General features: G+C 71.9%; 19 protein-coding genes. 8 read left to right on the top strand and 11 right to left on the bottom strand.

Annotation, left to right across the window (positions count from 1 at the left end):
• Positions 1–84: 84 nt before the first annotated feature.
• Positions 85–654 (bottom strand): FHA domain-containing protein, encoded by a 570-nt coding sequence (locus tag ACF08M_RS23880; protein WP_392187299.1) that lies wholly within the window; start codon positions 652–654, stop codon positions 85–87.
• 270 nt (positions 655–924) lie between these two features.
• Between ACF08M_RS23880 and ACF08M_RS23875 the strand changes: the two genes are divergently transcribed.
• Positions 925–1,887 carry a GNAT family N-acetyltransferase gene (locus tag ACF08M_RS23875; RefSeq protein ID WP_392187298.1) on the top strand — a complete coding sequence of 321 codons (963 nt, stop codon included), beginning with the start codon at positions 925–927 and terminating at the stop codon, positions 1,885–1,887.
• A gap of 305 nt (positions 1,888–2,192) precedes the next feature.
• Complete coding sequence (gene treZ, locus ACF08M_RS23870; protein WP_392187297.1) at positions 2,193–3,980, top strand: malto-oligosyltrehalose trehalohydrolase; 1,788 nt, start codon at positions 2,193–2,195, stop codon at positions 3,978–3,980.
• A gap of 19 nt (positions 3,981–3,999) precedes the next feature.
• On the opposite strand, the gene ACF08M_RS23865 is transcribed toward treZ, so the two are convergent.
• From ACF08M_RS23865 to ACF08M_RS23850, 4 genes are all read right to left on the bottom strand, one after another.
• A complete protein-coding gene (locus ACF08M_RS23865) occupies positions 4,000–5,127 on the bottom strand; it encodes an aminopeptidase P family protein (protein WP_392187296.1) in 1,128 nt (375 codons plus the stop codon).
• A 71-nt stretch (positions 5,128–5,198) separates the two neighbouring features.
• Complete coding sequence (locus tag ACF08M_RS23860) at positions 5,199–5,879, bottom strand: nucleoside/nucleotide kinase family protein (RefSeq protein WP_392187295.1); 681 nt, start codon at positions 5,877–5,879, stop codon at positions 5,199–5,201.
• A 90-nt stretch (positions 5,880–5,969) separates the two neighbouring features.
• A complete protein-coding gene (locus ACF08M_RS23855) occupies positions 5,970–6,629 on the bottom strand; it encodes a LuxR C-terminal-related transcriptional regulator (protein ID WP_392187294.1) in 660 nt (219 codons plus the stop codon).
• A complete protein-coding gene (locus ACF08M_RS23850) occupies positions 6,617–7,846 on the bottom strand; it encodes a sensor domain-containing protein (RefSeq protein ID WP_392187293.1) in 1,230 nt (409 codons plus the stop codon). Before ACF08M_RS23850 ends, ACF08M_RS23855 begins: the two co-directional genes overlap by 13 nt.
• Positions 7,847–8,002: 156 nt before the next feature.
• On the opposite strand from ACF08M_RS23850, the gene ACF08M_RS23845 reads away from it, so the two are divergent.
• Together ACF08M_RS23845 and ACF08M_RS23840 are read left to right on the top strand one after the other, a co-directional pair.
• Complete coding sequence (locus ACF08M_RS23845; RefSeq protein ID WP_392187292.1) at positions 8,003–8,740, top strand: ABC transporter ATP-binding protein; 738 nt, start codon at positions 8,003–8,005, stop codon at positions 8,738–8,740.
• Entirely contained in the window at positions 8,737–11,442 is a 2,706-nt protein-coding gene (locus tag ACF08M_RS23840) for an ABC transporter permease (protein WP_392187291.1), read from the top strand. The genes ACF08M_RS23845 and ACF08M_RS23840 overlap by 4 nt, the downstream gene beginning before the upstream one ends.
• Positions 11,443–11,526: 84 nt before the next feature.
• Here the strand turns inward: ACF08M_RS23840 and ACF08M_RS23835 are convergent, their stop codons facing one another.
• From ACF08M_RS23835 to ACF08M_RS23815, 5 genes are all read right to left on the bottom strand, one after another.
• Entirely contained in the window at positions 11,527–12,459 is a 933-nt protein-coding gene (locus ACF08M_RS23835; protein WP_392187290.1) for a LysR family transcriptional regulator, read from the bottom strand.
• Between the two features lie 54 nt (positions 12,460–12,513).
• On the bottom strand, positions 12,514–13,707 hold the full coding sequence (locus tag ACF08M_RS23830; RefSeq protein ID WP_392187289.1) for a glycine C-acetyltransferase: 1,194 nt from the start codon (positions 13,705–13,707) through the stop codon (positions 12,514–12,516).
• Positions 13,708–13,787: 80 nt separating this feature from the next.
• Positions 13,788–14,816 carry an L-threonine 3-dehydrogenase gene (gene tdh / locus ACF08M_RS23825; RefSeq protein WP_392187288.1) on the bottom strand — a complete coding sequence of 343 codons (1,029 nt, stop codon included), beginning with the start codon at positions 14,814–14,816 and terminating at the stop codon, positions 13,788–13,790.
• Positions 14,817–15,225: 409 nt separating this feature from the next.
• Positions 15,226–16,488: a vanadium-dependent haloperoxidase gene (locus ACF08M_RS23820; RefSeq protein WP_392187287.1), complete on the bottom strand. Its 1,263-nt coding sequence runs from the start codon at positions 16,486–16,488 to the stop codon at positions 15,226–15,228.
• 247 nt (positions 16,489–16,735) lie between these two features.
• Positions 16,736–17,431 carry a hypothetical protein gene (locus tag ACF08M_RS23815; protein ID WP_392187286.1) on the bottom strand — a complete coding sequence of 232 codons (696 nt, stop codon included), beginning with the start codon at positions 17,429–17,431 and terminating at the stop codon, positions 16,736–16,738.
• 527 nt (positions 17,432–17,958) lie between these two features.
• On the opposite strand from ACF08M_RS23815, the gene ACF08M_RS23810 reads away from it, so the two are divergent.
• The 4 genes from ACF08M_RS23810 to ACF08M_RS23795 all read left to right on the top strand — a co-directional run bounded on the left by ACF08M_RS23810 (position 17,959) and on the right by ACF08M_RS23795 (position 21,020).
• Positions 17,959–18,468 carry a sigma-70 family RNA polymerase sigma factor gene (locus ACF08M_RS23810; protein WP_392187285.1) on the top strand — a complete coding sequence of 170 codons (510 nt, stop codon included), beginning with the start codon at positions 17,959–17,961 and terminating at the stop codon, positions 18,466–18,468.
• Positions 18,465–19,157, top strand: a complete 693-nt coding sequence (locus ACF08M_RS23805) for an anti-sigma factor family protein (RefSeq protein WP_392187284.1) — start codon at positions 18,465–18,467, stop codon at positions 19,155–19,157. The genes ACF08M_RS23810 and ACF08M_RS23805 overlap by 4 nt, the downstream gene beginning before the upstream one ends.
• Positions 19,158–19,351: 194 nt before the next feature.
• A complete protein-coding gene (locus tag ACF08M_RS23800; RefSeq protein ID WP_392187283.1) occupies positions 19,352–19,849 on the top strand; it encodes a hypothetical protein in 498 nt (165 codons plus the stop codon).
• A gap of 535 nt (positions 19,850–20,384) precedes the next feature.
• Entirely contained in the window at positions 20,385–21,020 is a 636-nt protein-coding gene (locus tag ACF08M_RS23795; protein ID WP_392187282.1) for an SGNH/GDSL hydrolase family protein, read from the top strand.
• Positions 21,021–21,198: 178 nt separating this feature from the next.
• On the opposite strand, the gene ACF08M_RS23790 is transcribed toward ACF08M_RS23795, so the two are convergent.
• Positions 21,199–21,627, bottom strand: coding sequence for a TIGR03668 family PPOX class F420-dependent oxidoreductase (locus ACF08M_RS23790; protein WP_392187281.1), 429 nt, complete (start codon positions 21,625–21,627; stop codon positions 21,199–21,201).
• Positions 21,628–22,432 lie beyond the last annotated feature (805 nt).

Genomic DNA, 22,432 nt, shown 5'->3' with positions numbered 1-22,432 from the left:
CATGCCGGGCGTGGAACCGGCGGGCAGCCAGCGGCAGAACTCCTCGACGAGGTCGGCCTGTCGGCGGCGGGATTGAAGACCGAGTCAGCGGGCGGGAGGGCCGAGGACCGGCGCGGAGAGCCGGAAACTCATGCGGCCGAAGCTCACCTGGTCCCCCTCCCGGACCGGGACCGTGCCGATGACCCGTTGTCCGTTGACACAGGTGCCGTTGGTCGAGCCGAGGTCGCGCAGCAGCCAGCTGCCGCCCTGCGCGGTGAGTTCCGCGTGGAGCCGGGAGACGGTCTCGTGGTTGAGCCGCAGCCCGTTGCCCGGATCGCGGCCGATCCGCAGGGGGTACGGGCTCGGGGCGGGGAGCAGGAGCGTCGGCAGCCGTTCGGTCTGCCAGACCCTGCGTACCCGGCCGGGAAAGCCGGACACTCCGCTCACCACCCGGAGTACCCGCCGTGACCATCGGCCTCGGCTCTCCAGGTCGGCGGTGAGCGCCGCCAGCTCCTCCGAGCGCCGGGCGGTGAGGGCCAGCTCCATGCGCCGCATGAAGGTGTCGTGGGACAGCTTGCCCTGTGCCGCGCCGTCTCTGAGTACGCCGAGAACACGGTCGCGCTGGGCGTCGGACAGCCGCGCGGGGTACGTGTGGAACTCGAAGGGGGAGGTCACACGGCCAATTGTCGGGCCGACCGCCCCGGGGTGTCCAGAAGAACCGTTCCCGCCCCGCGAAGCCGCCGACAGGACTCACTCCTGCTCACTGCAACGCACGTCAGTTCAGCAAACCGACAGCAGCTCGCAACCCCGTGTGCCGCCCTCCTGGCCGGCGCGGAACACCCACTCGGGAATTCCGGGGTGTCGCCGGGCGGACGTTGCTACTGTCTGCCGCCGCGGGCCCTCCGGCGACCGCCGGAAGGCTTCCGCGCACTTCAAGGAGATCGTGTGGCCTCAGCACCAACAGAATTGACCATCCGTCCGCTCACCGGCCCGCAGGAGCTCGGGCTCTTCCGCCGGCTTTCGTACGTCCTCGACCACGAACTCGTGGAGGACCTGGAGAGCGGGCGCCGCCGGCCCGAATGGATGTGGGTGGCGCTGCGCGGCGAGCGGGTGGTGGCGCGGATCGCGTGGTGGAGCCGGGACGGTGGCACGCCGCAGTTCCTCGACATCTTCGACCTCGACGACAGCCTGCCCGAGCCCGAGCGCGGCGAGGCGGGCCTGCGGCTGCTGGAGGCGGCGACGTCGGCGGTCGTGCCGGCCGGCGCCCCGCGACCCGAGTACGGACGCTACGTACCGTCGGACTGGCGCGAGGACCCGGCGGCCCGCGATGTCGTCGAGGCCCGGATCCGGGTCATGGAGCGCTCCGGTGCGCGGATGCTGGTCGAGCGGCTGCGGCTGGAGTGGCGCGCCGGTACGCCCGTCCCCGCCGACAGCGGCCGGCTGCGGTTCCGCCCGGTCGAGGGGCGGGAGGACCTCCTCGCGCTGATGACACCGGTGATGGAGGGCACCCTCGACGCCCACGGCCGGGCCGACCTGGAGTCCGGACTCGGCACCCGGGAAGCGGCCGAGAAGCACTACGACGAGGAGCTGGCGGGGTACGCGACGCCGCGGGAGTGGTGGCGCATCGCCGAACTCCCGGACGGCGGGCCGGTCGGGTTCGTGATCCCCGCGCGCAACGACTACAACCCGATCATCGCGTACATCGGCGTGCTGCCCGACTGGCGCGGCCACGGGTACATCGACGACATCCTCGCCGAAGGAACCAGGGTGCTGGCCGCGCAGGAGGGCACGGAACGGATCCGGGCCGCGACCGATCTCGGCAACGTCCCGATGGCGAAGTCCTTCGAACGCCTCGGGTATGTGAACTTCGAGCGCGCCTTCGACATGGTCTGGGACAGCGACTCCTGACTCCCCCGTCGCTGTTCAGCGCTCCTCAACAGGTCGCGGGGGCACCGCACCGGCGAGTCCCGGCCGCCCAGGTGTCCGGGGCGTCGTCGAAGTCACCCCCGAAGGCGGTGTACGGACGGGTGCCGTAGGTCGCGCGTGGGGCCTCCACAGCCGTAAGAGGGAGTGCGTATTGAGCGGAACCTGACGGGGCAATGATCAGAACCAGACCTTAATCGCCAGTAACGGGCTCGATCCAGTGTCGTGAGGCAGCCGCCGCGGCTACTGCCGACCATGGAGCACGGGGGCGAGAAGACGAGGAGCGTTGCATGCTGTTCGAGGTATGGGCACCGGATGCGGACTCGGTCGAACTGCGACTGGCGGGTGCGCCGCACGCGATGGGGCGTGATGCCCTGCGGGACGGCTGGTGGACGGCCGACGCGGAGGTGTCGGACGGGGACCGCTACGGCTTCGTGCTGAACGGGGGCGAGGCCGGCGAAGGCGCGGGCGGCGGGAGCGTGCTGCCCGACCCGCGCTCGCGCCGCCAGCCGGACGGCCCGGACGGCGAGAGCGCCGTCGTCGACCACTCGGCGTACACCTGGCGCAACGACTGGACGGGCCGCGGGCTCCCCGGCGCCGTCCTCTACGAGCTCCACATCGGTACGTACACCGGCGAGGGCACCTTCGACGCCGCGGCCGCCCGGCTCGGCCACCTCGCCGAACTCGGCATCACCCACGTGTCGCTGATGCCGGTCTGCCCCTTCCCCGGCACCCATGGCTGGGGGTACGAGGGGGTGTCGCTCTGGGCCGTGCACGAACCGTACGGCGGCCCGGAAGGACTCAAGCGCTTTGTCGACACGGCGCACGGTCTCGGGCTCGCGGTCGTCCTGGACGTGGTCCACAACCATCTCGGCCCGTCCGGCAATCATCTCCCGGCCTTCGGCCCGTACTTCACCGGGACCCACCACACGCCGTGGGGTGCGGCGGTCAATCTCGACGCGCCCGGTTCGGACGAGGTGCGGGCGTATCTGCTGGGCAGCGCGCTCGCCTGGCTGCGCGACTACCGGCTCGACGGGCTGCGGCTGGACGCCGTGCACGCCCTGGCCGACGACCGGGCTCTGACCTTCCTGGAGGAGCTGTCCACGGCGACCGACGCGCTCGCCGCCGAACTCGGCCGTCCGCTCTCGCTGATCGCCGAATCCGACCGCTGCGACCCGCGGACGACGACACCGCGCGACACGGGCGGCATCGGGCTGCATGCCCAGTGGAACGACGACTTCCACCACGCCCTGCACACCGCGCTGACCGGCGAGTCCCAGGGCTACTACGCCGACTTCGCCGTGGCCCCGCTGGCCGCCGTCGCCAAGACCGTGACGAGCGCCTTCTTCCACAACGGCACGTACTCCGGCTTCCGCGGCCGTACCCACGGCCGCCCCGTCGACATCGCCCGCACCCCGGCCCACCGCTTCGTCGGCTACGCCCAGACCCATGACCAGATCGGCAACCGTGCCCAGGGCGACCGGCTCTCCGCCGCCCTCTCCCCCGGCCTGCTGGCCTGCGCCGCCGCCCTGGTACTGACCGGTCCGTTCACCCCGATGCTGTTCATGGGCGAGGAATGGGGCGCGCGTACGCCCTGGCAGTTCTTCACCGACCACACCGATCCGGCGCTCGCCGAGGCCGTCCGCAACGGCAGGCGGCGGGAGTTCGCGGCACACGGCTGGGCGGCGGACGACGTTCCGGACCCGCAGGACCCGGCCACCCGCAACCGTTCCTGCCTGGACTGGAGCGAACCGGCACAGGAGCCGCACGCCCGTCTGCACGCCTGGTACCGCGAGCTGATCGCCCTGCGCCGCACTCTGCCCGACCTCACCGACCCGGACCTGGCGTCGGTGCGCACCGCCCACGACGAACAGGCGCGCTGGCTGGCGTACCGGAGGGGGGATCTGCGGATCGCCGTCAACCTCGACGGGAAGCCGGCCGCGATTCCGCTGGGCGACGGGCGGCGCCGGGGCGGCGCGTGCAGGGTCGTGGCCGCGTGGGAGCCGGTGGAGGCCCCCGGCGACGACGGACTGCTGCATCTCCCGCCGGAGTCGTGCGTGCTGCTGGCCGACGACTGATCCGCGCCCCCGCGCCCGGCTACTCGACGATCGCCAGTTCGCGCGCGGTGCTGTTGAGGCGCCGGCCACCGTCCTGGGTCACGGTCACGATGTCCTCGATCCGGACACCGAACCGGCCCGGCAGATAGATGCCCGGCTCCACGGAGAAGCACATCCCGGGCACCAGCGGCTGCTCCTCGCCCTCGATCATGTAGGGCGGTTCGTGAGTGGTGACGCCGATGCCGTGGCCCGTGCGGTGGATGAAGCGCTCGCCGTAGCCGGACTCGGTGATGACGGCGCGGGCCGCCCGGTCGATCTCCTGACAGGCGACACCGGGCCGGACCGCGTCGCAGCCCGCCTCCTGCGCCTCACGCACGATGTCGTGGACCCGCTGCTCCTCGGCGGTGGGCTCGCCGACATGGACCGTGCGGGAGGTGTCGGAGCCGTAGCCGTGCTTGAGGCCGCCGAAGTCGAGGACGACCATGTCGCCCCGCTCGATGGTGCGGTCGCCCGCCTCGTGGTGCGGATTGGCACCGTTCGGTCCGGAGCCGACCACGGTGAAATCGACCTGGGAGTGCCCGAACTGCTTGAGCAGGTCGGCCAGATCGGCGGCGATGTCGGTCTCCTTGCGGCCGGCGAAACGCACTTTGAGGATCTCGCCGTATGTGGCGTCCGCGGCGGCCCCGGCCGCCGCGATCCGCTCCAGCTCATGGGCGTCCTTCACCGCGCGCAGCATCGGCAGGGCTTCGGTGAGGGAGACGTACGAGGTGCCCGGGAGTGTCCGCTGCAGCCCGAGCAGATGCATCGCCCAGGCGTTGTCGCTGATCCCGAACCGGCCCCGGCCGTCGAGCAGCGGGGCGGTGACGGCGTACGGGTCCTTGCCGTCGGTCCAGTCCCGCAGGGTGAGGGCCGGGGCTCCGACGGCCTTCTCGGCATCCGGGGCCTCCAGGGTCGGGACGACGAGCACCGGATCCTGGCCGGCCGTGAGGACGAGGACGGTGAGGCGTTCGGTGCTCACGGGCTGGTAGCCGGTGAGGTACACCAGATCGGGCCCGGGGGCGACCAGCACTCCCGCGAGCCCGGCCTCGGCGGCCGTCTCGGCGGCGCGCGCCATCCGGGCCCGGTAGTCCTCGGCGGTGAACGGTACGGGCTGGTTCGGGCTGGACATGCGGGACCTCCTGGCGACGCGACACGGCATACAGCATCCTGCCCGTGCGCTCCGGTCCGTGCGAGCGGGAATCAGGTTTCGCGGGGCGCCCGCACGACGAGGTCGGCGCGGGAGCGGCCCCGCTCGACCAGGCGCGCGTTGGGCTCGTCGGACTCGGCCACCCAGCGCTCCGCGTACGCCCGCGGTTTGCCGAACCGCACGTGCCGGTCGACAAGCCGGCGCACCCGCAGAGCCGGATCGGCTGCCAGGAACCACGCCTCGTCCAGCAGCCCGCGCACGGACGCCCAGGCAGCTTCGTCGTGCAGGAGGTAATTGCCCTCGGTGACGACCAGCGGAATGTCCGGGGATACGGGGACGGCCCCGGCGACCGGCTCCTCCAGGGTGCGGTCGAAGGCGGGGGCGTACACGGTGGTGCCCGGTTCCGGGTGGCGCAGGCGCCGCAGCAGGGCCACGTACCCGGCGGCGTCGAAGGTGTCGGGGGCACCCTTGCGCCCGGCGCGGCCGAGGCGCTCCAACTCCGCCCGGGCGAGGTGGAAGCCGTCCATGGGAACGAGGACGGCGAGACCGTCGAGAGCGTCCACGAGCTGTGCGGCCAGGGTGGACTTTCCGGCTCCGGGCGGTCCCGCGATGCCGAGGATGCGGCGATGGCCGGGAACGGCGAGGCGCAGGGCGCGGGCCGTCGGCTCGGTGAAGTCACCCGGATCGCCCACGTCTCCAAGATCGCTGAGGTCGCCGAGGTCGCCGAGGTCCATGCGAGGCATTGTGCCGTCGGCGCGCCCAGCGGACGCCCGTCGCACAACAGGACCGGCACACGCCCGCGCGCGCCACGGGACCCGCAGCCGTCAGCGCGTGCCCCTGCCCTCCAGATACGCCAGCACCGCGAGCACCCGCCGGTGCACGGCACCGTCGTCCGGTTCGAGGCCGAGCTTGGCGAAGATCGAGCCGATGTGCTTGCTCACGGCCCGCTCCGTCACCACCAGTTCGGCGGCGATGGTGCCGTTCGCCTTGCCCTGTGCCATCAGCTCCAGGACTTCGCGCTCGCGCGGGGTGAGGCTCTGCAGGGGTTCGGCCGACGACTTGCGGGTCAACAGCTGGGTCACGACCTCGGGGTCGAGCGCCGTGCCGCCGCCCGCCACCCGGTCGAGCGCCTGGAGGAACTGGTCGACCCGGCCCACCCGGTCCTTCAGCAGATAGCCGATGCCCTGGGCACCCTGGGCGAGCAGCTCGGCGGCGTACGTCTCCTCGACGTACTGCGAGAGGACCAGGATCGGCAGGTCGGGCATCTCCGCGCGGGCGGCGAGTGCGGCGCGCAGCCCTTCGTCGCGGAAGGTGGGCGGCAGCCGTACGTCGAGCACGGCGGCGTCCGGGCGGTGTTCCAGCAGGGCGGGCAGCACCTCGGGGCCGGTCGCCGCGTCGGCCACCACCTCGTGACCCGAGCTGGTGAGCAGCAGGATCAGTCCCTCCCGCAAAAGCGCGTTGTCCTCGGCGATCACGATCCGCACGGCAGCTCCACTCCGATTTCCGTCGGTCCCCCGACGGGGCTGTTGATGCGGGTGGTGCCGTCGAGGGCGGCGATCCGTCGCCTGATTCCGACCAGCCCGCTGCCGGCGCGTTCGTCCGCGCCGCCGTGACCATCGTCGCCGATGGTCACCCGCAGGGTGCCGGGGGTCCGGTCGATCCGTACCGTCGCCGCCGTCGCGCCGCTGTGTTTGCTGATGTTGGTGAGGGCCTCGGCGATCACGAAGTAGGCGGCGGCCTCGATCGCGGCCGGCAGCCGCCGCCCGTCCTCCACGCCGTCGAGCTCCGCGGTGACGGGCACACCGACATCGGCGGCCAACGCCCGTACCGCTCCTGCCAGTCCGCGGTCCGTCAGGACGGGCGGATGAATGCCGCGCACCACGTGCCGCAGCTCCGCGAGGGCCTCCTCCGCGCCGTCCTGCGCCTCGTCGAGGCGGATGCGGGCGGCGGCCGGATCGCGGTCGAGGAGTTGCTTGGCGAGGCCGATGCGCATCGACAGCGCGACGATCCTGGCCTGGGCACCGTCGTGCAGATCCCGTTCGATCCGGCGCAGTTCGGCGCCGTGCGCCTCGACCGCCCCGGCCCGGCTCTCGGTCAGCTGGGCGATCCGCTCGGCGAGTGCGGTGGACGGCGAGGAGGTGAGCAGGGAACGGGTCCAGCTCGCCGACAGGTCGGCGAGCACCGGAAGCCAGCGCAGCACCAGTCCTTGCCGCACGGACGGCGGCGTCCCGTACTCGTCGGTGGTGCGCCGGTCCAGCAGGTCCACGACGGACAGGAAGGCCCCGTCGACCAGGAGCCCGACCGGCCACAGCACCATCGCCAGGTAACCGATGACGTTGCCCAGGAGCGCCTGGACGGGCAGCCAGAGCGCGTCGCGCCAGACCGTCGGGTCGGTGAGGACCCGCCGCACCCGCTCGGAGAGTTCGCCGCTGTCCAACGGCGGATACGGCGTCGGTGCGAACGGGACACCGAGCCTCGCGGCCGCCCTGCGCCGCTCGAACTCCGCGAACCGGCGCAGCACTTTGGCGGCCTCGGGCAGCGCGGGCAGCCCGATGATCACGGCGGCGAACATCAAGGCCGCCACCACCAGGAACGTGCCCAGGTACGAGATCAGCGCGATCACGATGCCGGTGAACAGGTAGCGCGAGGCATCCCAGGAACGCCGGATGGCGACCGTCAGCGGGGCCGGAGTGGTGCTCATGACGCATCACGTTACGGGGGTCCGCCCGCCGCGGGAGTGGAGGCCTCTCCCCGGCCCCGGTGGAGCTGGCTGCACCCCGGTCGGGGAGCGTGCACTCTCGCCCGGCCGCTCCCTCCCTCATAGCGTCTACCCAGGTCAGAGGGGACGAAGCCGACCATGAAGCGAGAGAGAACGGTGAAGCCGGCGATGGACACGATCACGGCGGTGCGGGCGACCGCGCTGAGTCTGGAGTCGGTGAGCCGACGCTACGGCCGCCGCGGCGGCCGTGAGGCGGTCGCGCTCGACGCGGTGAGCTGTGCGGTCCCGGCCGGGAGCTTCACCGCGGTGGTGGGGCCTTCGGGATCGGGGAAGAGCACGTTCCTGCAGTGTGCGGCGGGCCTGGACCGCCCGACGTCGGGGACGGTACGGGTCGCGGGCACCGATCTCGGTGCGCTGTCCGAGGCCGCGCTGACCCGGCTGCGCCGGGACCGGATCGGTTTCGTCTTCCAGTCGCACGCCCTGAATCTGGTGCCTTCGCTGAGCATCGAGGAGAACGTCGTGCTGCCGCTGGTGCTGGCGGGCGCGGATCCGGCGGACGAGGGGGTACTGACGCGCGGCCGAGATCTGCTGGCCCGGGTCGGCCTGGCGGGTCGGGGGGCGCAGGGCCCCGCGACCCTCTCGGGCGGCCAGCAGCAGCGGGTCGCGGTGGCGCGGGCGCTGGTGACCGAACCCGATGTGATCTTCGCGGACGAGCCGACGGCGTCACTGGACCCGGAGTCGGCGACGCTGGTTCTCGGTCTGCTGCGGGACGCGGTACGGATCGACGGCCGGACGGTCGTCATGGTCACCCATGATCCGGTCGCGGCGGGCTGGGCGGACACCGTGCTGACGATGGACGGCGGTCGGCTGCGATGAGCAAGAACACACGCGCGCACACGGGCAGGAGCACGGGCACGGGTGCGGGCACGGGTGCGGGCACGGGTGCCGATGCGAACGCGCGAGGGTCGCGCGCCGACGTACGGCACGGGATGCGGCGGGCATCGGCGTTCCTCGCCCGGCGTTCGCTGACGACCCATCGCCGGGCGTGGGCCGCGGTGTTCGCGGCGACGACGGCCGCGGCCGCGCTGGTCGGCGCGTTCGCCTTCGTCCTGGGCTCGCTGCTGCTGGCGCAGCCGCCGGTGGAGCGTCATGCCGGGGCCGACGCGGTGGTGGTGGCCGATCAGCAGGTGTCGTACACGGCGAAGCCGTGGGGCAGCAAGCCGCAGACCGTCACGGCATATCTGCCGGAACGGGTCCGCCTCGACCGCTCGACGGTGCAGAAGGCGTCGGCCGCCGATGGGGTCGCGAAGGCGGTCGCGGACGACTCGGTCCCGGTGACCGTGGGCGGGAACGCCGGCACCGGGACGGTGGGCACCGACGGGGCCTCGGCCGTCGGCCGGTCCTGGGCGTCCGCCGTGCTCACTCCGTACCGGCTGACGGCCGGACGCGCGCCGAGGACGGACGGCGAGGTGGTCGTCGACCGCGCACTGGCGGCCGCAGCCGGGAGCAGGCCCGGTGACCGGGTGACCCTGCAGACCGACGGTCCGCCCCGCCCCTACACCATCAGCGGCGTCGCCGGCACCGCGCACCGGGGCGCCGCCCCCGCCGTCTTCTTCACCGAGCACCGGCTGACCGCCCTGGCCGGGCACCCCGGCACGGTCGACGCCATCGGCATCGTCGCCGAGCAGGGCGTCTCGGCCGACGCACTGCGGGCGTCGCTGGACTCCGTGCTGCCCGACCGCACACACGGCGGCCGCGGTGTCCGGGTCCTCACCGGCTCGGAGCGCGGTCAGGCCGAGTACGTCGCCGCGCTCGGCACCCGTGGCGATCTGCTGCCGCTGCTCGCCTCCATCGCCGGAACCGTCCTCATGGTGGCGCTCCTGGTGATCTCGGCCACCATGTCCCAGGCGGTCCATCAGCGCTCCGGCGAACTGGCGTTGCTGCGCGCGGTCGGGGCGACTCCCCGCCAGCTCAGGTCGGCCGTCGGACGCGAGGCGGGCCGGGTGACCGGCGCCGCGGCGGTGCTGGGCGCGATCGGCTCCGTACCTCTGGGGCTGCTGATGCGGTCGCTGCTGGCCACGGACCCGCTGCCGCTGCCCGTGCCGGTGTGGCTGCCGTTCGCCGCCGGCGCCGCGGGCGCAGGGCTCGTCACGCTCACGGCGCGTCCGGTGTCGATGCTCGCCGCCAGGTCCCTCACCCGGCTGCACCCCGCCGCGGCGCTGGGCGCGGCCCATGCGCCCGAGCCTGACGATCCCGGGCGGCTGCGTACCGTCGCCGGAGTGGTGCTGGCGGTCGCGGGCGTCGGCTCGGCCGGCGCGGCAACGGCTCAGGGCGGGCAGGCCGCCGCGGTGGCCGCCTCGGGGGCGGCGACCTCGCTGATCGTCGCGGTGGCGCTGCTCGGTCCGTGGATCGCCCGGATGGCGATGCGGGTGCTGGGGACACCGGTACGGCGTGCGGGCGGGGTCTGCGGGTTCCTGGCCGCCAGGTCCGCAGCCGCGCACCATCGGCGGCTCGGTGCGGCGATCACCCCGATCGTGCTGGTCGTCGCGTTCGTCTGTGTTCAGCTGGCGGCCGGTTCGACGATGGAGCGGGCCGCCGGACGGCAGGCCGCGGCCGCGCTCCGGGCCGACCTGGTGGCGACGGGTCCGGCCGCGGGGCTGCCGGCCGGCGCGGTGCGGGCGGTGCGCGAGGCTCCTGGGGTGGCGGCGGCAACCGGTGTGCTGCGCTCCGGCGTCGTCCTCGCCCACCGCGAGATGGGAGATCCGGCACTGGACCGGTTCCCCGTGCTGGGTGTGACGGCGGACCAGCTGCCCGGCACGCTGGATCCGCGGGTCACGGCCGGTGACCTGGCGGACCTCACCGGCCGGGGCACGGTCGCGGTCGGCGAGGACCGGGCCGCCGGCCTCGGCATCGGCACCGGGGACACGGTGGAGCTCCGCCTCGGTGACGGTACGGAGGTACGGCTCCGCGTGGTGGCGCTCTTCGAACGGGCCCTCGGACTGGGCGAGTTCATGCTGCCGCGCGAAGCCCTGGCCGGGCATGTCCCGGCACCGCGCGACGAGCGGATCCTGATCCGCTCGTCGGACGGCGGGGCGGCTTCGGCCGAGGCGGTACGGCACGCCCTCGCCCCGTACACGGGTGCGCGGGTCCGTACCGCGACTGCGGACGACGTACGGATCGCCCCGCCGGTGTCGGACCGGGACAACGCGATGGCCGTCATCGGTGTCGGGGTGATCGGCGGCTTCGCACTGCTCGCGGTGATCAGCACGCTGTCCCTGATCACGGTGGGGCGCCGCCCCGAGTTCCGCCTGCTGCGGATGGTCGGCGCGGGCCGTCGGCAGGTGAGGCGGATGCTGGTCCTGGAGACGGGCCTGGTGGTGGTGGCGGGCCTGGCGATCGGCACGCTGGTCGCGGCGGTCCCCCTGGTGGCGTTCGCGGTGTCGGTGACCGGTTCGGTGCCGTATCTGCCGCCGGTGCAGTACGGGGTGCTGGCGCTGGCCGTGACCGTGGCGGCGGGCGCGGGGGCGCTGTGGCCGGGCGCGACCGGTGGCCGCTTCGCCCTGGAGCGCCGGCGGTGAGCCCGTGGCGCGCCGGCGGCCCACGTCACGGGCGACGGTCACGCCCCGCCGCGGGCCCACGTCACGGTGACGCCGGGGCCCACGTCACGGTGACGCCGGCAGCGTCAGTGCCCCTTCCCGGGCCGCGGCCGCGGCCAGCGCGTCGAGAACCGGCGCGATCAGCGGATGGCCCTCCGCGCCGTGCCGCACCGCGGCGAAGACCCGGCGGGTCGGCACACTGCCCTCCACCGGCCGGACCACCACCCCGGTGAGATCCATTCCCCGCAGCGCCGACCGCGGCACCAGCGCCACCCCGGCGCCCGCCCCGGCCAGCGCGACCACCGCGCGGAAGTCGTCCGAGGAGTGCTCCAGCCTCGGCTGGAACCCGGCGAACTCGCAGGACAGGACCACCACGTCGTGGCACGGGTTGCCGGGGTACGGGCCGATCCACGGGTCCTTCCCCAGATCGGCGATCGCCACCTGTTCCCGGCCGGCCAGCCCATGGCCGACCGGGAGCACCGCGTCGAACGGTTCCGAATACAGCGGCACCCGGGTCAGCCGCCGGTCGTCCTCGTCCGGCGCGCCCCGGTACTCCACGGCGACCGCGACATCGACCTGCCGGTCCAGCACCATCGGCACACTCGCGTCGCCCTCGGCGTCCTGGACCCGGACCCGGATGCCCGGCGCGGTGCGCGTCAGTTCGGCGATGGCGGGGGCGAGGACCAGACCGATGCCGGTGGCGAACGCGGCGACCGTGACCGTACCGGCATCTCCCGCGCTGTATGCGGCGAGCTCCGCCTCGGCCCTTTCCAGCTGGGCCAGCACCGCGTTGGTGTGGGTCAGCAGGATCTCCCCGGCGGGGGTGAGCCGGGCGCCGCGCGCGTTGCGTTCGACCAGCCGGTGCCCGGTCTCCTGCTCCAGCGCGGCAAGCTGCTGGGAGACCGCGGAAGGCGTGAGATACAGCGCGGCGGCTGCGGCGGTCACCGTGCGGTGGTCCGCCACCGCACGGAGAATGCGCAGCCGCCGTGCATCGATCATGTGACCTATTGTCCCAGGTCACGGTGGGAACCCCGGCCCCCGGTGGCGCAGGCGCTACTCCCCCAGTGCGGCCCGTGCGTCGACGAACGCGTCCACGGCCCGGTTCACATCCGCGGTGGAGTGCGCGGCGGAGAGCTGGACGCGGATCCGCGCCGCGCCCTGCGGGACGACCGGGTACGAGAACCCGATCACGTACACACCGCGCTCCAGGAGCAGCTCCGCCATCCGGCCTGCCTTCGCCGCGTCCCCGATCATGACGGGGGCGATGGCGTGGTCGCCGGGCAGGATGTCGAAGCCTTCCTCGGTCATCCGGGTACGGAAGAGCTCGGTGTTGTCATCGAGCCGCTCGCGCAGGTCGCCGGCCGCCTCCAGCAGGTCGAGGACCTTGAGCGAGGCCGCCGCGATGACCGGGGCGAGGGTGTTGGAGAAGAGGTACGGGCGGGAGCGCTGGCGCAGCAGTGCGACGATCTCGGCGCGGGCCGCGACGTAACCGCCGGACGCACCGCCGAGCGCCTTGCCGAGGGTTCCGGTGATGATGTCGACGCGGTCCATCACGTCGTGCAGTTCAGGCGTGCCGCGGCCGCCGGGGCCGACGAAGCCGACGGCGTGCGAGTCGTCGACCATGACCATGGCGTCGTAGCGCTCGGCCAGGTCGCAGATCTCGCGCAGCGGGGCGACGTATCCGTCCATGGAGAAGACGCCGTCGGTGACGACGAGGCGGCGCCGGGCCCCGGACGCCTCCTTGAGCTGCTTCTCCAGGTCGGCCATGTCGCGGTTGGCGTAGCGGAAGCGCTTGGCCTTGGAGAGACGGATGCCGTCGATGATGGAGGCGTGGTTGAGGGCGTCGGAGATGACCGCGTCCTCCGGGCCGAGGACGGTCTCGAAGACCCCGCCGTTGGCGTCGAAGCAGGAGGAGTAGAGGATCGTGTCCTCCTGGCCGAGGAACGCGGAGAGCCGCTGCTCCAGTTCCTTGTGGACCTCCTGGGTGCCGCAGATGAAGCGGACCGAGGCCATGCCGTAGCCCCAGCGGTCGAGTGCCTCGTGGGCGGCGGCGATCACCTCGGGGTGGTCGGCGAGGCCCAGGTAGTTGTTGGCGCAGAAGTTGAGCACCTCGCCGGGGCGGCCGCCCGCGGTGACGGCGACGGTCGCGGACTGCGGGGTGCCGATCACCCGCTCGGGCTTGTGCAGTCCGGCGGCCCGGATCTCGTCGAGGGTGGTGCGCATGTCGTCGCGTACGGAGTCGAACATGAGGGGTGTCTCCCAGTTGTCTACGGAGGCGTCGCTGTCCAGGAGGACAACGGGTCGGCGCTGCCCACAAGGGCGTCGGATCAGGAGGTCCAGTCGAGGATGACCTTGCCGCCGCGGCCGCTCGCCGCGTCGTCGAAGGCCGCTTCGAAGTCGCGGTAGCCGTACCGGCCGGTGATCACGGGGGCGAGGTCCAGGCCGCCCTCCAGCAGTACGGACATGGCGTACCAGGTCTCGTACATCTCGCGGCCGTAGATGCCCTTGATGGTGATCATCGAGGTGACGACGCGGGACCAGTCGACGGGGAACTCCTCGGACGGGAGCCCGAGCATGGCGATCCGGCCGCCGTGCGTCATGTTCTCGATCATGTGGCGCATCGCCTCGGGCCGCCCGGACATCTCCAGGCCGATGTCGAAGCCCTCGCGCAGTCCGAGGCGCTTCTGCCCTTCGTAGATGGTTTCCTCGCTGACGTTGAGAGCGAGGCTGACGCCGACCTTCCGGGCCAGTTCCAGCCGGGCCTCGCTGACGTCGGTGATGACGACGTTGCGGGCGCCGGCGTGCCGGGCGACGGCGGCGGCCATGATGCCGATCGGTCCGGCGCCGGTGATCAGTACGTCCTCGCCGACCAGCGGGAAGGACAGCGCGGTGTGCACGGCATTGCCGAACGGGTCGAAGATCGCGGCGACGTCGAGGTCGACGGGGACCCGGTGCACCCAGACGTTGGACGCGGGCAGGGCGACGTACTCGGCGAACGCCCCGTCCCGGCCGACGCCGAGCCCGAGCGTGGAGCGGCACAGGTGGCGGCGTCCGGCCAGACAGTTGCGGCACTTCCCGCAGACCAGGTGGCCCTCACCGCTGACCAGGTCGCCGACGTTGATGTCGACGACATCGGCGCCGGTCTCCGCGACCTCGCCGACGAACTCGTGTCCGAGGACGAGCGGGGTGCGTACGGCCTGCTGGGCCCAGCCGTCGTAGTTCCGGATGTGCAGATCGGTACCGCAGATGCCGGTGCGGAGCACCTTGATCAGTACGTCGGAGGGGCCGATCTCCGGCTCGGGCACGTCCATCAGCCAGAGTCCCGGCTCGGCCTTCTGCTTCACGAGTGCCTTCACGGCTGTGGCTCCCTGCGCTGTACGGCATTGAGTGCCCCGGGCCGGGGCAGCCTTGGGGAAGCCTGCGGCCCGGGGAAGAATGAGAGGGACGGCATGGCAGCGCGCGTCGATCGGCTGCCGCGCACCATCCTCCGCCGTCACGGAGAAATCTGCCGCACCCCGCGCCACAGGTCCATCGAGGTTTTCTTAAGCGCGCCCGCAGTTCCGCTTCATGCCCTCTTGATCTCCGTACGACCGACCGGAAGGCCGGCCGCCCCTCAAAGGCGACCGGCCCCCGCGCATATGTCCGTGATCAGTCGCCGAGCTCCTGCGGCGGGTTGTCGCCTCGAAGGCGGACGCCCACTCGATGGGTCACCGGATCCCGCAGCAGGGGCTTGCGCACAGTCGAGGCGGTGTTCGCCCGGCCGATTCAGTGTTCCTGGAACAGCGACTGGGCGTGGTTCAGGCTGTACCTGGCGACATCGGTACCCAGTGTGACCCCGGCCTCGTCCGCGAGTCGGGTGTGGATACCCAGCCAGACCCGCGCGTCCATGTTCTCCAGCGTGAGCTGGTGCCACGCGGTGTAGGTGCGGACGACGCCCGGTGCGGTGCCGCTGGTCAGGGTGAACGGGGCCGTGCGCGGTCCTACGAGGGCGGTGAGAACGGTTTCTGTCGCGCCTGCGTAGGTGTTGTGGCCGCTGGGGTAGTCCGGGTGCGCCGGGGTGGTGCGCAGTGGGGCCCATGACAGGTCGGCAGGGATCTCACCGACGCCGGTTCGGATCGCGGTGACAGGGCGCCACAGCGGGTAGGTGTACTTGCTGTCGGAGGTGGCGATCTGGGTGTCCACCAGCGTTGCGTTGGTCAGGGCGACGAGCTCGGCCTGCTTGCGCAGCGGCTGGTGGGAGGTGGCGGCGAGCGCGACGCGAATCGGCTTAATCCACAGGGCCGGCGAGGAGTCGAACCAGAAGTTGGCCGTGTCGGTCTGCCGCGCGGTGCGCACGGTGCTGTTCAGCTCGCCGAAGTCCCGCACCTCCTTCAGGTCGGTCTGATACCGCTTGGACGTCGGAGCGGGAGGCGCGGGCAGTCGGAACTGGGCGGCGCTTTTCAGCAGGAAGGGCCGCGCGAACCGGGTGCCGTTCTGGATGGCGGGAGCGAATGCGGGCGGCGTGGGTCGCCAGACGCCCGGCGCGGCCGGCGGCACGGTGAAGGGGGCGTTCACCGAGGCCGCGTCGAGGCCGTCTCCCTCACGGTCGTGCAGGGCCTCAAGCGCCTGGCGTTCGCCGGCTGCGGCGCCCAAGGTCTCGGCCGGGCCGTCGGGGATCTGATCCAGGGTCTGTTCCAGGGCGGCATCCAGCTCCGGGGCACGGGTGGGTGCCAGCTCCACCAGGGCGCGGTGCACCGCGGCGGCCAGCGCCGCGTCCTGGTAGTCCCTGCGGTCGACCCCGGACGGCACATGTCGCAAGGCCCGCGCCGCCGCGATCCAACTGACCGCCCAGGTACGACTGTTGGTCACCGCAGGGAGTGATGAGCCGGCCGTCGCGATCGTGTCGGATGTGGTGTCGTACCAGGCGAGCGCCGCGTATGTGCGACCGTGCCCGGGCGCAGGGGCGGCGGCGACGCTCGGCGCTGCGCCGGAGACGACCAGCAGTGCCGTGGAGGCCACCAGGGCCACACGGGTCTTCGGGGAGTTCATGGGAGTAGCTCCTCACGGTGGGGTGGGGAGGCGGGTGTCGGCGCGCCCGTCCGGCAGTCATGTGCGACGGGACGTGGAGAATCGAGGACCTTGCACCGGCCGCGGCAGGTTTCCGGACGACGCCGTGGGGCCCTGGCCCGGGAACCTGCGGAGCACGGTGCCGTGTCGGGCCGGACGCCCTGCCCGCGGATCCGGCGGCCACGCCCTGGCACGCACGCTTCCCGATCGAAGGTCACCCGACAGGCTCTCAGGCGGGGTCGGCCTCGATACGGAAGGGGACGGTGACGATGTTGGAGGCCACGCCCATCAGCGCCAGGTCCTTGGCGTCGATCTTCCCATTGCCGTTGAGGTCCTTCACGACGCCGGGTGCGTCGTTGTAGATGCCGTCGTGGTTGAGGTCGTCGACGACGGCCACGGTCAGGGTGGTGTCGACATTCTGCCCCGCGATGGGGGCACCGACGATCCAGGTGTCCCACAGTTCGGTCTTGTGCGGGGTGCGGTCGGTGACGCCGGAGAGGTTGAACAGGTTGGCCAGGTTGGTGCCGGGCCCGGAGAAGCCGGGGAGGGTGCTGTTGGTGGTGGAGTCCAGCACGACCAGTCCAGGGATCCTGTCGTCCTGGCCGGTGGAGAACGTACCGGGGAAGGGGGCGATGTCGTTGTGCGCGGCCGGGCCGGTGAGCTGGAGCCCGTTGAAGCCGGTCTGGGCCAGGGTCTTGCCCCGGAAGGAGAGCTTCAGGTCCACGATCCAGCCCTTGCCCTCCACACCCGCGTTGTCCCCGCGCCTGGGTGAGAGGACCTCCACCTTGACCGGGTGCTTTGCGGTGGAGGCGGATTTGTCCAGGCCTGAGGCGTTCGCGCTGGACAGCCCGGAGGCCGCGGCGCCCAAGCCGAGGATCACGGCCGCACCCGCGCCGAGGGCCCAGCCGGGCTTCTTCTTCCTCATGACGTGTTCTCCTGAGTGTTGAGAGGCTTGCGGTCACGTGTACGACCACCTGCGGTGCTCGGTTCAGCCCGCAGGTCAACGGGTAATCCATGGGCTCCTCGCGGGAGGGCCGGGCGGCCTCGATGGTGAGGCGGGCCGGGCGCCCCGGGCGAGCCGGCGATGGATGACCTGCTCGTTGGCGGTCACCACCGGCCGGGTGGCCCAGGGGGCGGTCTCCCGGTCGGGACAGGAAGCGGAACGGGGCAGCACGGGGGCAGCTGATTTCGTCCGCCGCCTGCGGGTGAACTTAACCGCCGGCCCGTCGTATACGTAGCTGCAAGGGCACACGATCAGTGCCTCAGGACACAAGAAACCGCATGTCGCAGCCGTTCTCGAAGACGGCGCAGCCGGTGCGGTCAGGTATGGAAGTGAGTCGGATGGATCGGATCTGGTTCCGCGCCTCCCCGGGGCGTGGACTGTCCACCGCCCTCGGCCCGGGCCCGGCGATGCTCCAAGCGACCCCAGCCTGCGAGACGAGGACATCGAGCGTGACGCCGGACGAGCAGTTGATGACTGCGCTGTACACCGAGCACCACCAGGTGCTGCTCTCCTTCGTGCGCAGGTACGTGCGCAGTCCTGAGCAGGCGGAGGACATCGTGCAGGAGACGCTACTGCGGGCGTGGCGCAGCATCGACAAGATCGAGCCTCGCCACGTCACCATCCGCTCCTATCTCTTTACGATCGCCCGCAACGTGCTCACCGACGGCTGGCGCGCTGAGCAGCGGCGTCCGGAACCGCTCTACGACGACGAGGCACTCGCGGCTGTACCTTCTGCCGATGATGTGGAGGCGGCGCTGGAGGGGCACGTCATTGCCGCGGCGTTGGAACGCTTGTCCAGCGAGCATCGTGACGTGATCCAGGCGCTGTACTTCGAGGGGCTGACCGTCGCCGAGTCCGCGTCACGTCTCACGATCCCGGAGGGAACGGTCAAGTCCCGTGCCTACTACGCCGTACGCAACCTGCGCGCAGCCTTTGAAGAAATGGGAGTTCTACGGTGAGCACCGACCACGATGACGTGCGCATGCTGATCGGCGCGTATGTGCTGGGCGGTCTCAGCGAGACCGACCGCCGCGTCCTGGAGTCCCACCTGCCCACGTGCCAGGAGTGCCGTGACGAGCTCGCGGGCTCGGCCCCGCTGGCGGGACTGCTCCGCCGTGCCCCGGGCATGCCCGCGCCCCGTCCCCGGGCCACGCGCGAGGCCGACACCGATGCGGCGCCCCCGGCTTCGTCGGCCGGGCTCGACCGTCTGCTGGAGCAGGTCCGCGCCGCGGATATCGCACGCAGGCGCCGGGCTCGTCGGCAGTGGCTGGCATTGGCTGCGGCTCTGATCGTGGTTGCCGGGCTCGGACTGTGGTCGATGCTGCCGTTGCGGCAGTCGACCGGCCCGGCCACGGCCTTCACCTCGGCCGCCGGGTACTCCGTGTCCGGCCGTGCCACGCTGACGGCCAAGCCCTGGGGCACTGCGGTGAGCGTCACCCTGGCCGACCTGCCCGCAGGAGCACCCGGCCCCTTCATCCTCCAGGTCTCCTCGGTGGACGGCCGCAAGGAGCAGGCGGCCACCTGGGCGATCACTCCCAACGGCAGCGCCGCCGTGACGGGGGCGAGTGCCCTGCACCTTCCCGATATCCGATCCATCTCCGTGATGGACCACGCGGGACGTCTGGTCGCCACGACCCGACCACTCTGACCTGCCGCGGCCACCATCTCGCGGAACGCTCCACTGCCGGGCCCGCGGGATGGTCCCGCCTGCCCTGAAGCGGGGCAACACGCCACTGACCTGACGTCGTTGCCCCTGCACGTGCGCCTCGGGGCAACCGGGCATGGCACCGCGCTCAAGCCACCTCACCGCAATTCCTCCTTCCTATTGAAAGGGTCACCCCGATGAAGATTCACACCCGCGTCGCATCTGCCGCGGCCACCATGCTCGCCGTCGCTGCCCTGGCAACCGCCTGCTCCTCCGACGACGGCAGCACAACCACCACGGCGTCCGCCCCGCCTTCGTCGGATGCCACTGCCGCTGCTGGGGCGGTGAGCACGTCGTCGTCGCCGACGCTGGGCACCATCATCGTCAACGAGGCGGGCCGTACCCTGTACGCCTTCGACAACGACACCACAGATCCTGCGACGTCGAACTGCTACGCGGACTGTGCCGCCAAGTGGCCGGCGGTCCCGGCCACCACCAACGCCAAGGGCATCGACCCCAGTCTGCTCGGCTCGGTCACACGCAAGGACGGCACCAAGCAGCTCACCATCAAGAATCACCCGGTCTACCTCTTCGCAGGCGACCAGGCAGCCGGTGACACCAAGGGCCAGGCACTGAAGGGTGTCTGGTACGCCCTCACCCCCCAAGGAGCCGAGATCAAGACGCCGAAGGCTTGATCGTCGGCCTTGGTGCGCGACTGGTAGGAGGCCGTCCGCCGCGTGAACCCCGGCGCGTGCGGGCGGCCTTGTGCCCGATCTTCTCCGGGATCACGTGCGGGGTGCCGCGACGTCGCGACAGGCCCGGATCTTGCGGTTGCTGTACGTCTTGACGGCGCCGACGCTGACGGGAGTGCGCCGCGCCGCGGACGCGGGACTGAACGTGATCGAGTGGGGAGCGGACGTGCATGCGCCTCCGGAGGGCCCCGGCACGGTCCGCGTGGCCCGTGACGCTTCCGACAGGTACGGGCTCAACTGCTGCTCGTACGGCTCGTACTACCCGACCTGGGCCTCCGGCATACAGGACCGCACGAAGGCGGTCCGGTATCCCGTGGTGAGCTGCCCTGTAGCCTGCATGGGCGGCCCGGAAGACGTTTCTGCGATCAGACGCGCCTGCTCGACTCCGCTCGTCGCCCGAGCTGCGGAACGACATGCATGTACGCGGCCTGCTGACGAGCGGCTCCCATCCCACCACCCCGACGCCGGAACGGTAGACATGCGCATCAGCGAAAAGGACACGCTCCTGTTCATCGGTGACTCCATCACCGACGCGGGCCGCGACCGCACACGTTCCGCATCGCTCGGCAGCGGATACGTCCAAGAGATCGCGCAGACCCTGCGCGCCCGGGCCGGCGCCGGACCCGGCCCCGCTGTCATCAACCAGGGGCTCAACGGCAATCGTGTGTACGACCTCGAATCCCGCTGGACCACCGACGTCATCGACCACCGGCCCACCATCGTCACGGTCGCGATCGGCATCAATGACACCTGGCGGCGTTATGACCAGGGACTCATCAGCCCGGTCAACGAGTTCGAGGCCTGCCTCGACCGCCTCCTCGCGGTCACCGCGCGGACACTGTCCGCACGACTGGTCGTCATCACCCCTTTCCTGCTCCCGGTCACCTCCGGCCAGCGGGACTGGTACGAGGACTTGTCGCCCCGTATCGACGCCGTCCTTCGCGCCGCGTCGGCCAACGAAGCCCAGGTGATTCGTGCGGACCTCGCCCTGCTCCGCGCCACGGAGGAGAGGGGGGCGGCGGAGCTGGCCCCGGACGGGGTCCATCCAAGTCCCCTCGGCCACAGGCTGATCGCCGATGCCTGGCTTGCCGCGGTCGACTCCGTCCGCCCCTGACCTGCGACGGCAGCGGAGGACGCCCCCAGGCAGGCCCGGACGGGACGGTGAACGTGACCGAACAGCCGGGCAGAGCCCGGTGCAGGCGATACGGGCATGCCCGCCCGTTCCGTCGGAGTACTGCCGCTTCCTGGATTTGAGGGGCCGAAGTGTGCTCGCACTCTCCGGCGACGTGCTGTCACGACGCGCGCCAGCCGCTCCAGCGCAGGACGGAGACCTCGACCACCGGTCCGTCGGGGGGCCGGTCGGCGTACTGCCGGTATTTCGCCGCGAGCAGGCCGATGCAGCGGGCCGCCTCCGGAGACCGGTCCGGCGGCGGGAGCACGCGGGCCGTGCCGTCGGCCCGCGCCCACCACAGGCGGTCCCAGTCCTCCTCGTAGTGGTCGGTGAGCAGGCAGACCGAGGGGTTGGCGGCGATGTTGGCCAGACGCTTCAACCGCGTCGTCCGCTTCGGCTTGTGGTCCACGGCCAGCATCACCGTGTCGCCGTCCAGCGCGAACACCACCGGCACCAGATGCGGTTGGGCCGCCCCGTCGGCCGTCGCGAGGCGGGCGACGCGCGCCGCGGCGAACCGCTCACGTGCCTCCGCACTCGTCAAAGACGGCATCGCACCCCCTTCCGGCAGGTTCCCCCGCGGCGGCAAGGGCGGCCGCGGGGTCCGGGATCGGCCTCGCGGTCCCGGGGCGCGGCGAGTTCCGGCACCTCGGCGAAACCGGACAGCGTGTTCGGCCAGTCGGTCCACATGCTCCGGCGTCCCCGGTCGGGGATGAAGGTCGGGACCCCGAATGTCACGGGGATGACGGTCGGCACCCCGAATGTCACGGCGACTCCTCGAAGGGGCATGTACGGGAATGGGCGGGTGGGCGGCCGGCCCAGGTCTTCTGCCTACCCGCCCCGCGTGATTCCGCCCCCATGACCACCCGGGTGAACCATCACGGAGGGCGGTTCCGGGCCCGTGATCGCGAGCCCGGCCCGGAGTCCGCCCACTGTGGTCACGGACCGGGCGCCGCACACCTCCGGTGCGGCACCTGGTGGGGATCCTGCTGGCTTATTCCGTACCCAGCAGGTCTTGACGGTTCGTTGGGCAGGACAGCAGCGGCCGTCTTGACGTTCCCGGTCGCGGGTGGGGTGTGGAAATGTCGATGCAGCCGAGGCCGTGGCCGAAGGTGCCTGAGCTGACCGCGCAGGTGGCGCGGGCGGTTCCGCTGCGCTCAACCTCATCCGCCTCGATGCCTGGTGGAACGGCCACCCGCTCGACCGTACCCGCGCCAGCCACCTTGCCCGCCTCGACCTCTCCCTCACCGCGTGACCAAGTAGAGCCAGCAGGATCGGGTTGGGTCGGGCCGGGGCGCGGCACTGGCCTTGCGACCAGCCCGTTTCCCCGACCCGCCCGCCGCACCCGCCGTGCGTGT

The sequence above is a fragment of the Streptomyces sp. NPDC015032 genome (assembly GCF_043080425.1).
Classification (GTDB): domain Bacteria; phylum Actinomycetota; class Actinomycetes; order Streptomycetales; family Streptomycetaceae; genus Streptomyces.
Note: the sequence above shows the minus strand (reverse complement) of the source record. Positions and strands in the feature narration are given on the sequence as shown.

What these genes read in the sequence shown, in the direction of transcription:
- treZ (WP_392187297.1), top strand. Translation starts at nt 2,193, where the DNA reads ATGCTGTTCGAGGTATGGGCACCGGATGCGGACTCGGTCGAACTGCGA.
- ACF08M_RS23865 (WP_392187296.1), bottom strand. Translation starts at nt 5,127, where the DNA reads ATGTCCAGCCCGAACCAGCCCGTACCGTTCACCGCCGAGGACTACCGG.
- ACF08M_RS23860 (WP_392187295.1), bottom strand. Translation starts at nt 5,879, where the DNA reads ATGGACCTCGGCGACCTCGGCGACCTCAGCGATCTTGGAGACGTGGGC.
- ACF08M_RS23850 (WP_392187293.1), bottom strand. Translation starts at nt 7,846, where the DNA reads ATGAGCACCACTCCGGCCCCGCTGACGGTCGCCATCCGGCGTTCCTGG.
- ACF08M_RS23845 (WP_392187292.1), top strand. Translation starts at nt 8,003, where the DNA reads ATGAAGCGAGAGAGAACGGTGAAGCCGGCGATGGACACGATCACGGCG.
- ACF08M_RS23840 (WP_392187291.1), top strand. Translation starts at nt 8,737, where the DNA reads ATGAGCAAGAACACACGCGCGCACACGGGCAGGAGCACGGGCACGGGT.
- ACF08M_RS23835 (WP_392187290.1), bottom strand. Translation starts at nt 12,459, where the DNA reads ATGATCGATGCACGGCGGCTGCGCATTCTCCGTGCGGTGGCGGACCAC.
- ACF08M_RS23830 (WP_392187289.1), bottom strand. Translation starts at nt 13,707, where the DNA reads ATGTTCGACTCCGTACGCGACGACATGCGCACCACCCTCGACGAGATC.
- ACF08M_RS23820 (WP_392187287.1), bottom strand. Translation starts at nt 16,488, where the DNA reads ATGAACTCCCCGAAGACCCGTGTGGCCCTGGTGGCCTCCACGGCACTG.
- ACF08M_RS23815 (WP_392187286.1), bottom strand. Translation starts at nt 17,431, where the DNA reads ATGAGGAAGAAGAAGCCCGGCTGGGCCCTCGGCGCGGGTGCGGCCGTG.
- ACF08M_RS23800 (WP_392187283.1), top strand. Translation starts at nt 19,352, where the DNA reads ATGAAGATTCACACCCGCGTCGCATCTGCCGCGGCCACCATGCTCGCC.
- ACF08M_RS23795 (WP_392187282.1), top strand. Translation starts at nt 20,385, where the DNA reads ATGCGCATCAGCGAAAAGGACACGCTCCTGTTCATCGGTGACTCCATC.
- ACF08M_RS23790 (WP_392187281.1), bottom strand. Translation starts at nt 21,627, where the DNA reads ATGCCGTCTTTGACGAGTGCGGAGGCACGTGAGCGGTTCGCCGCGGCG.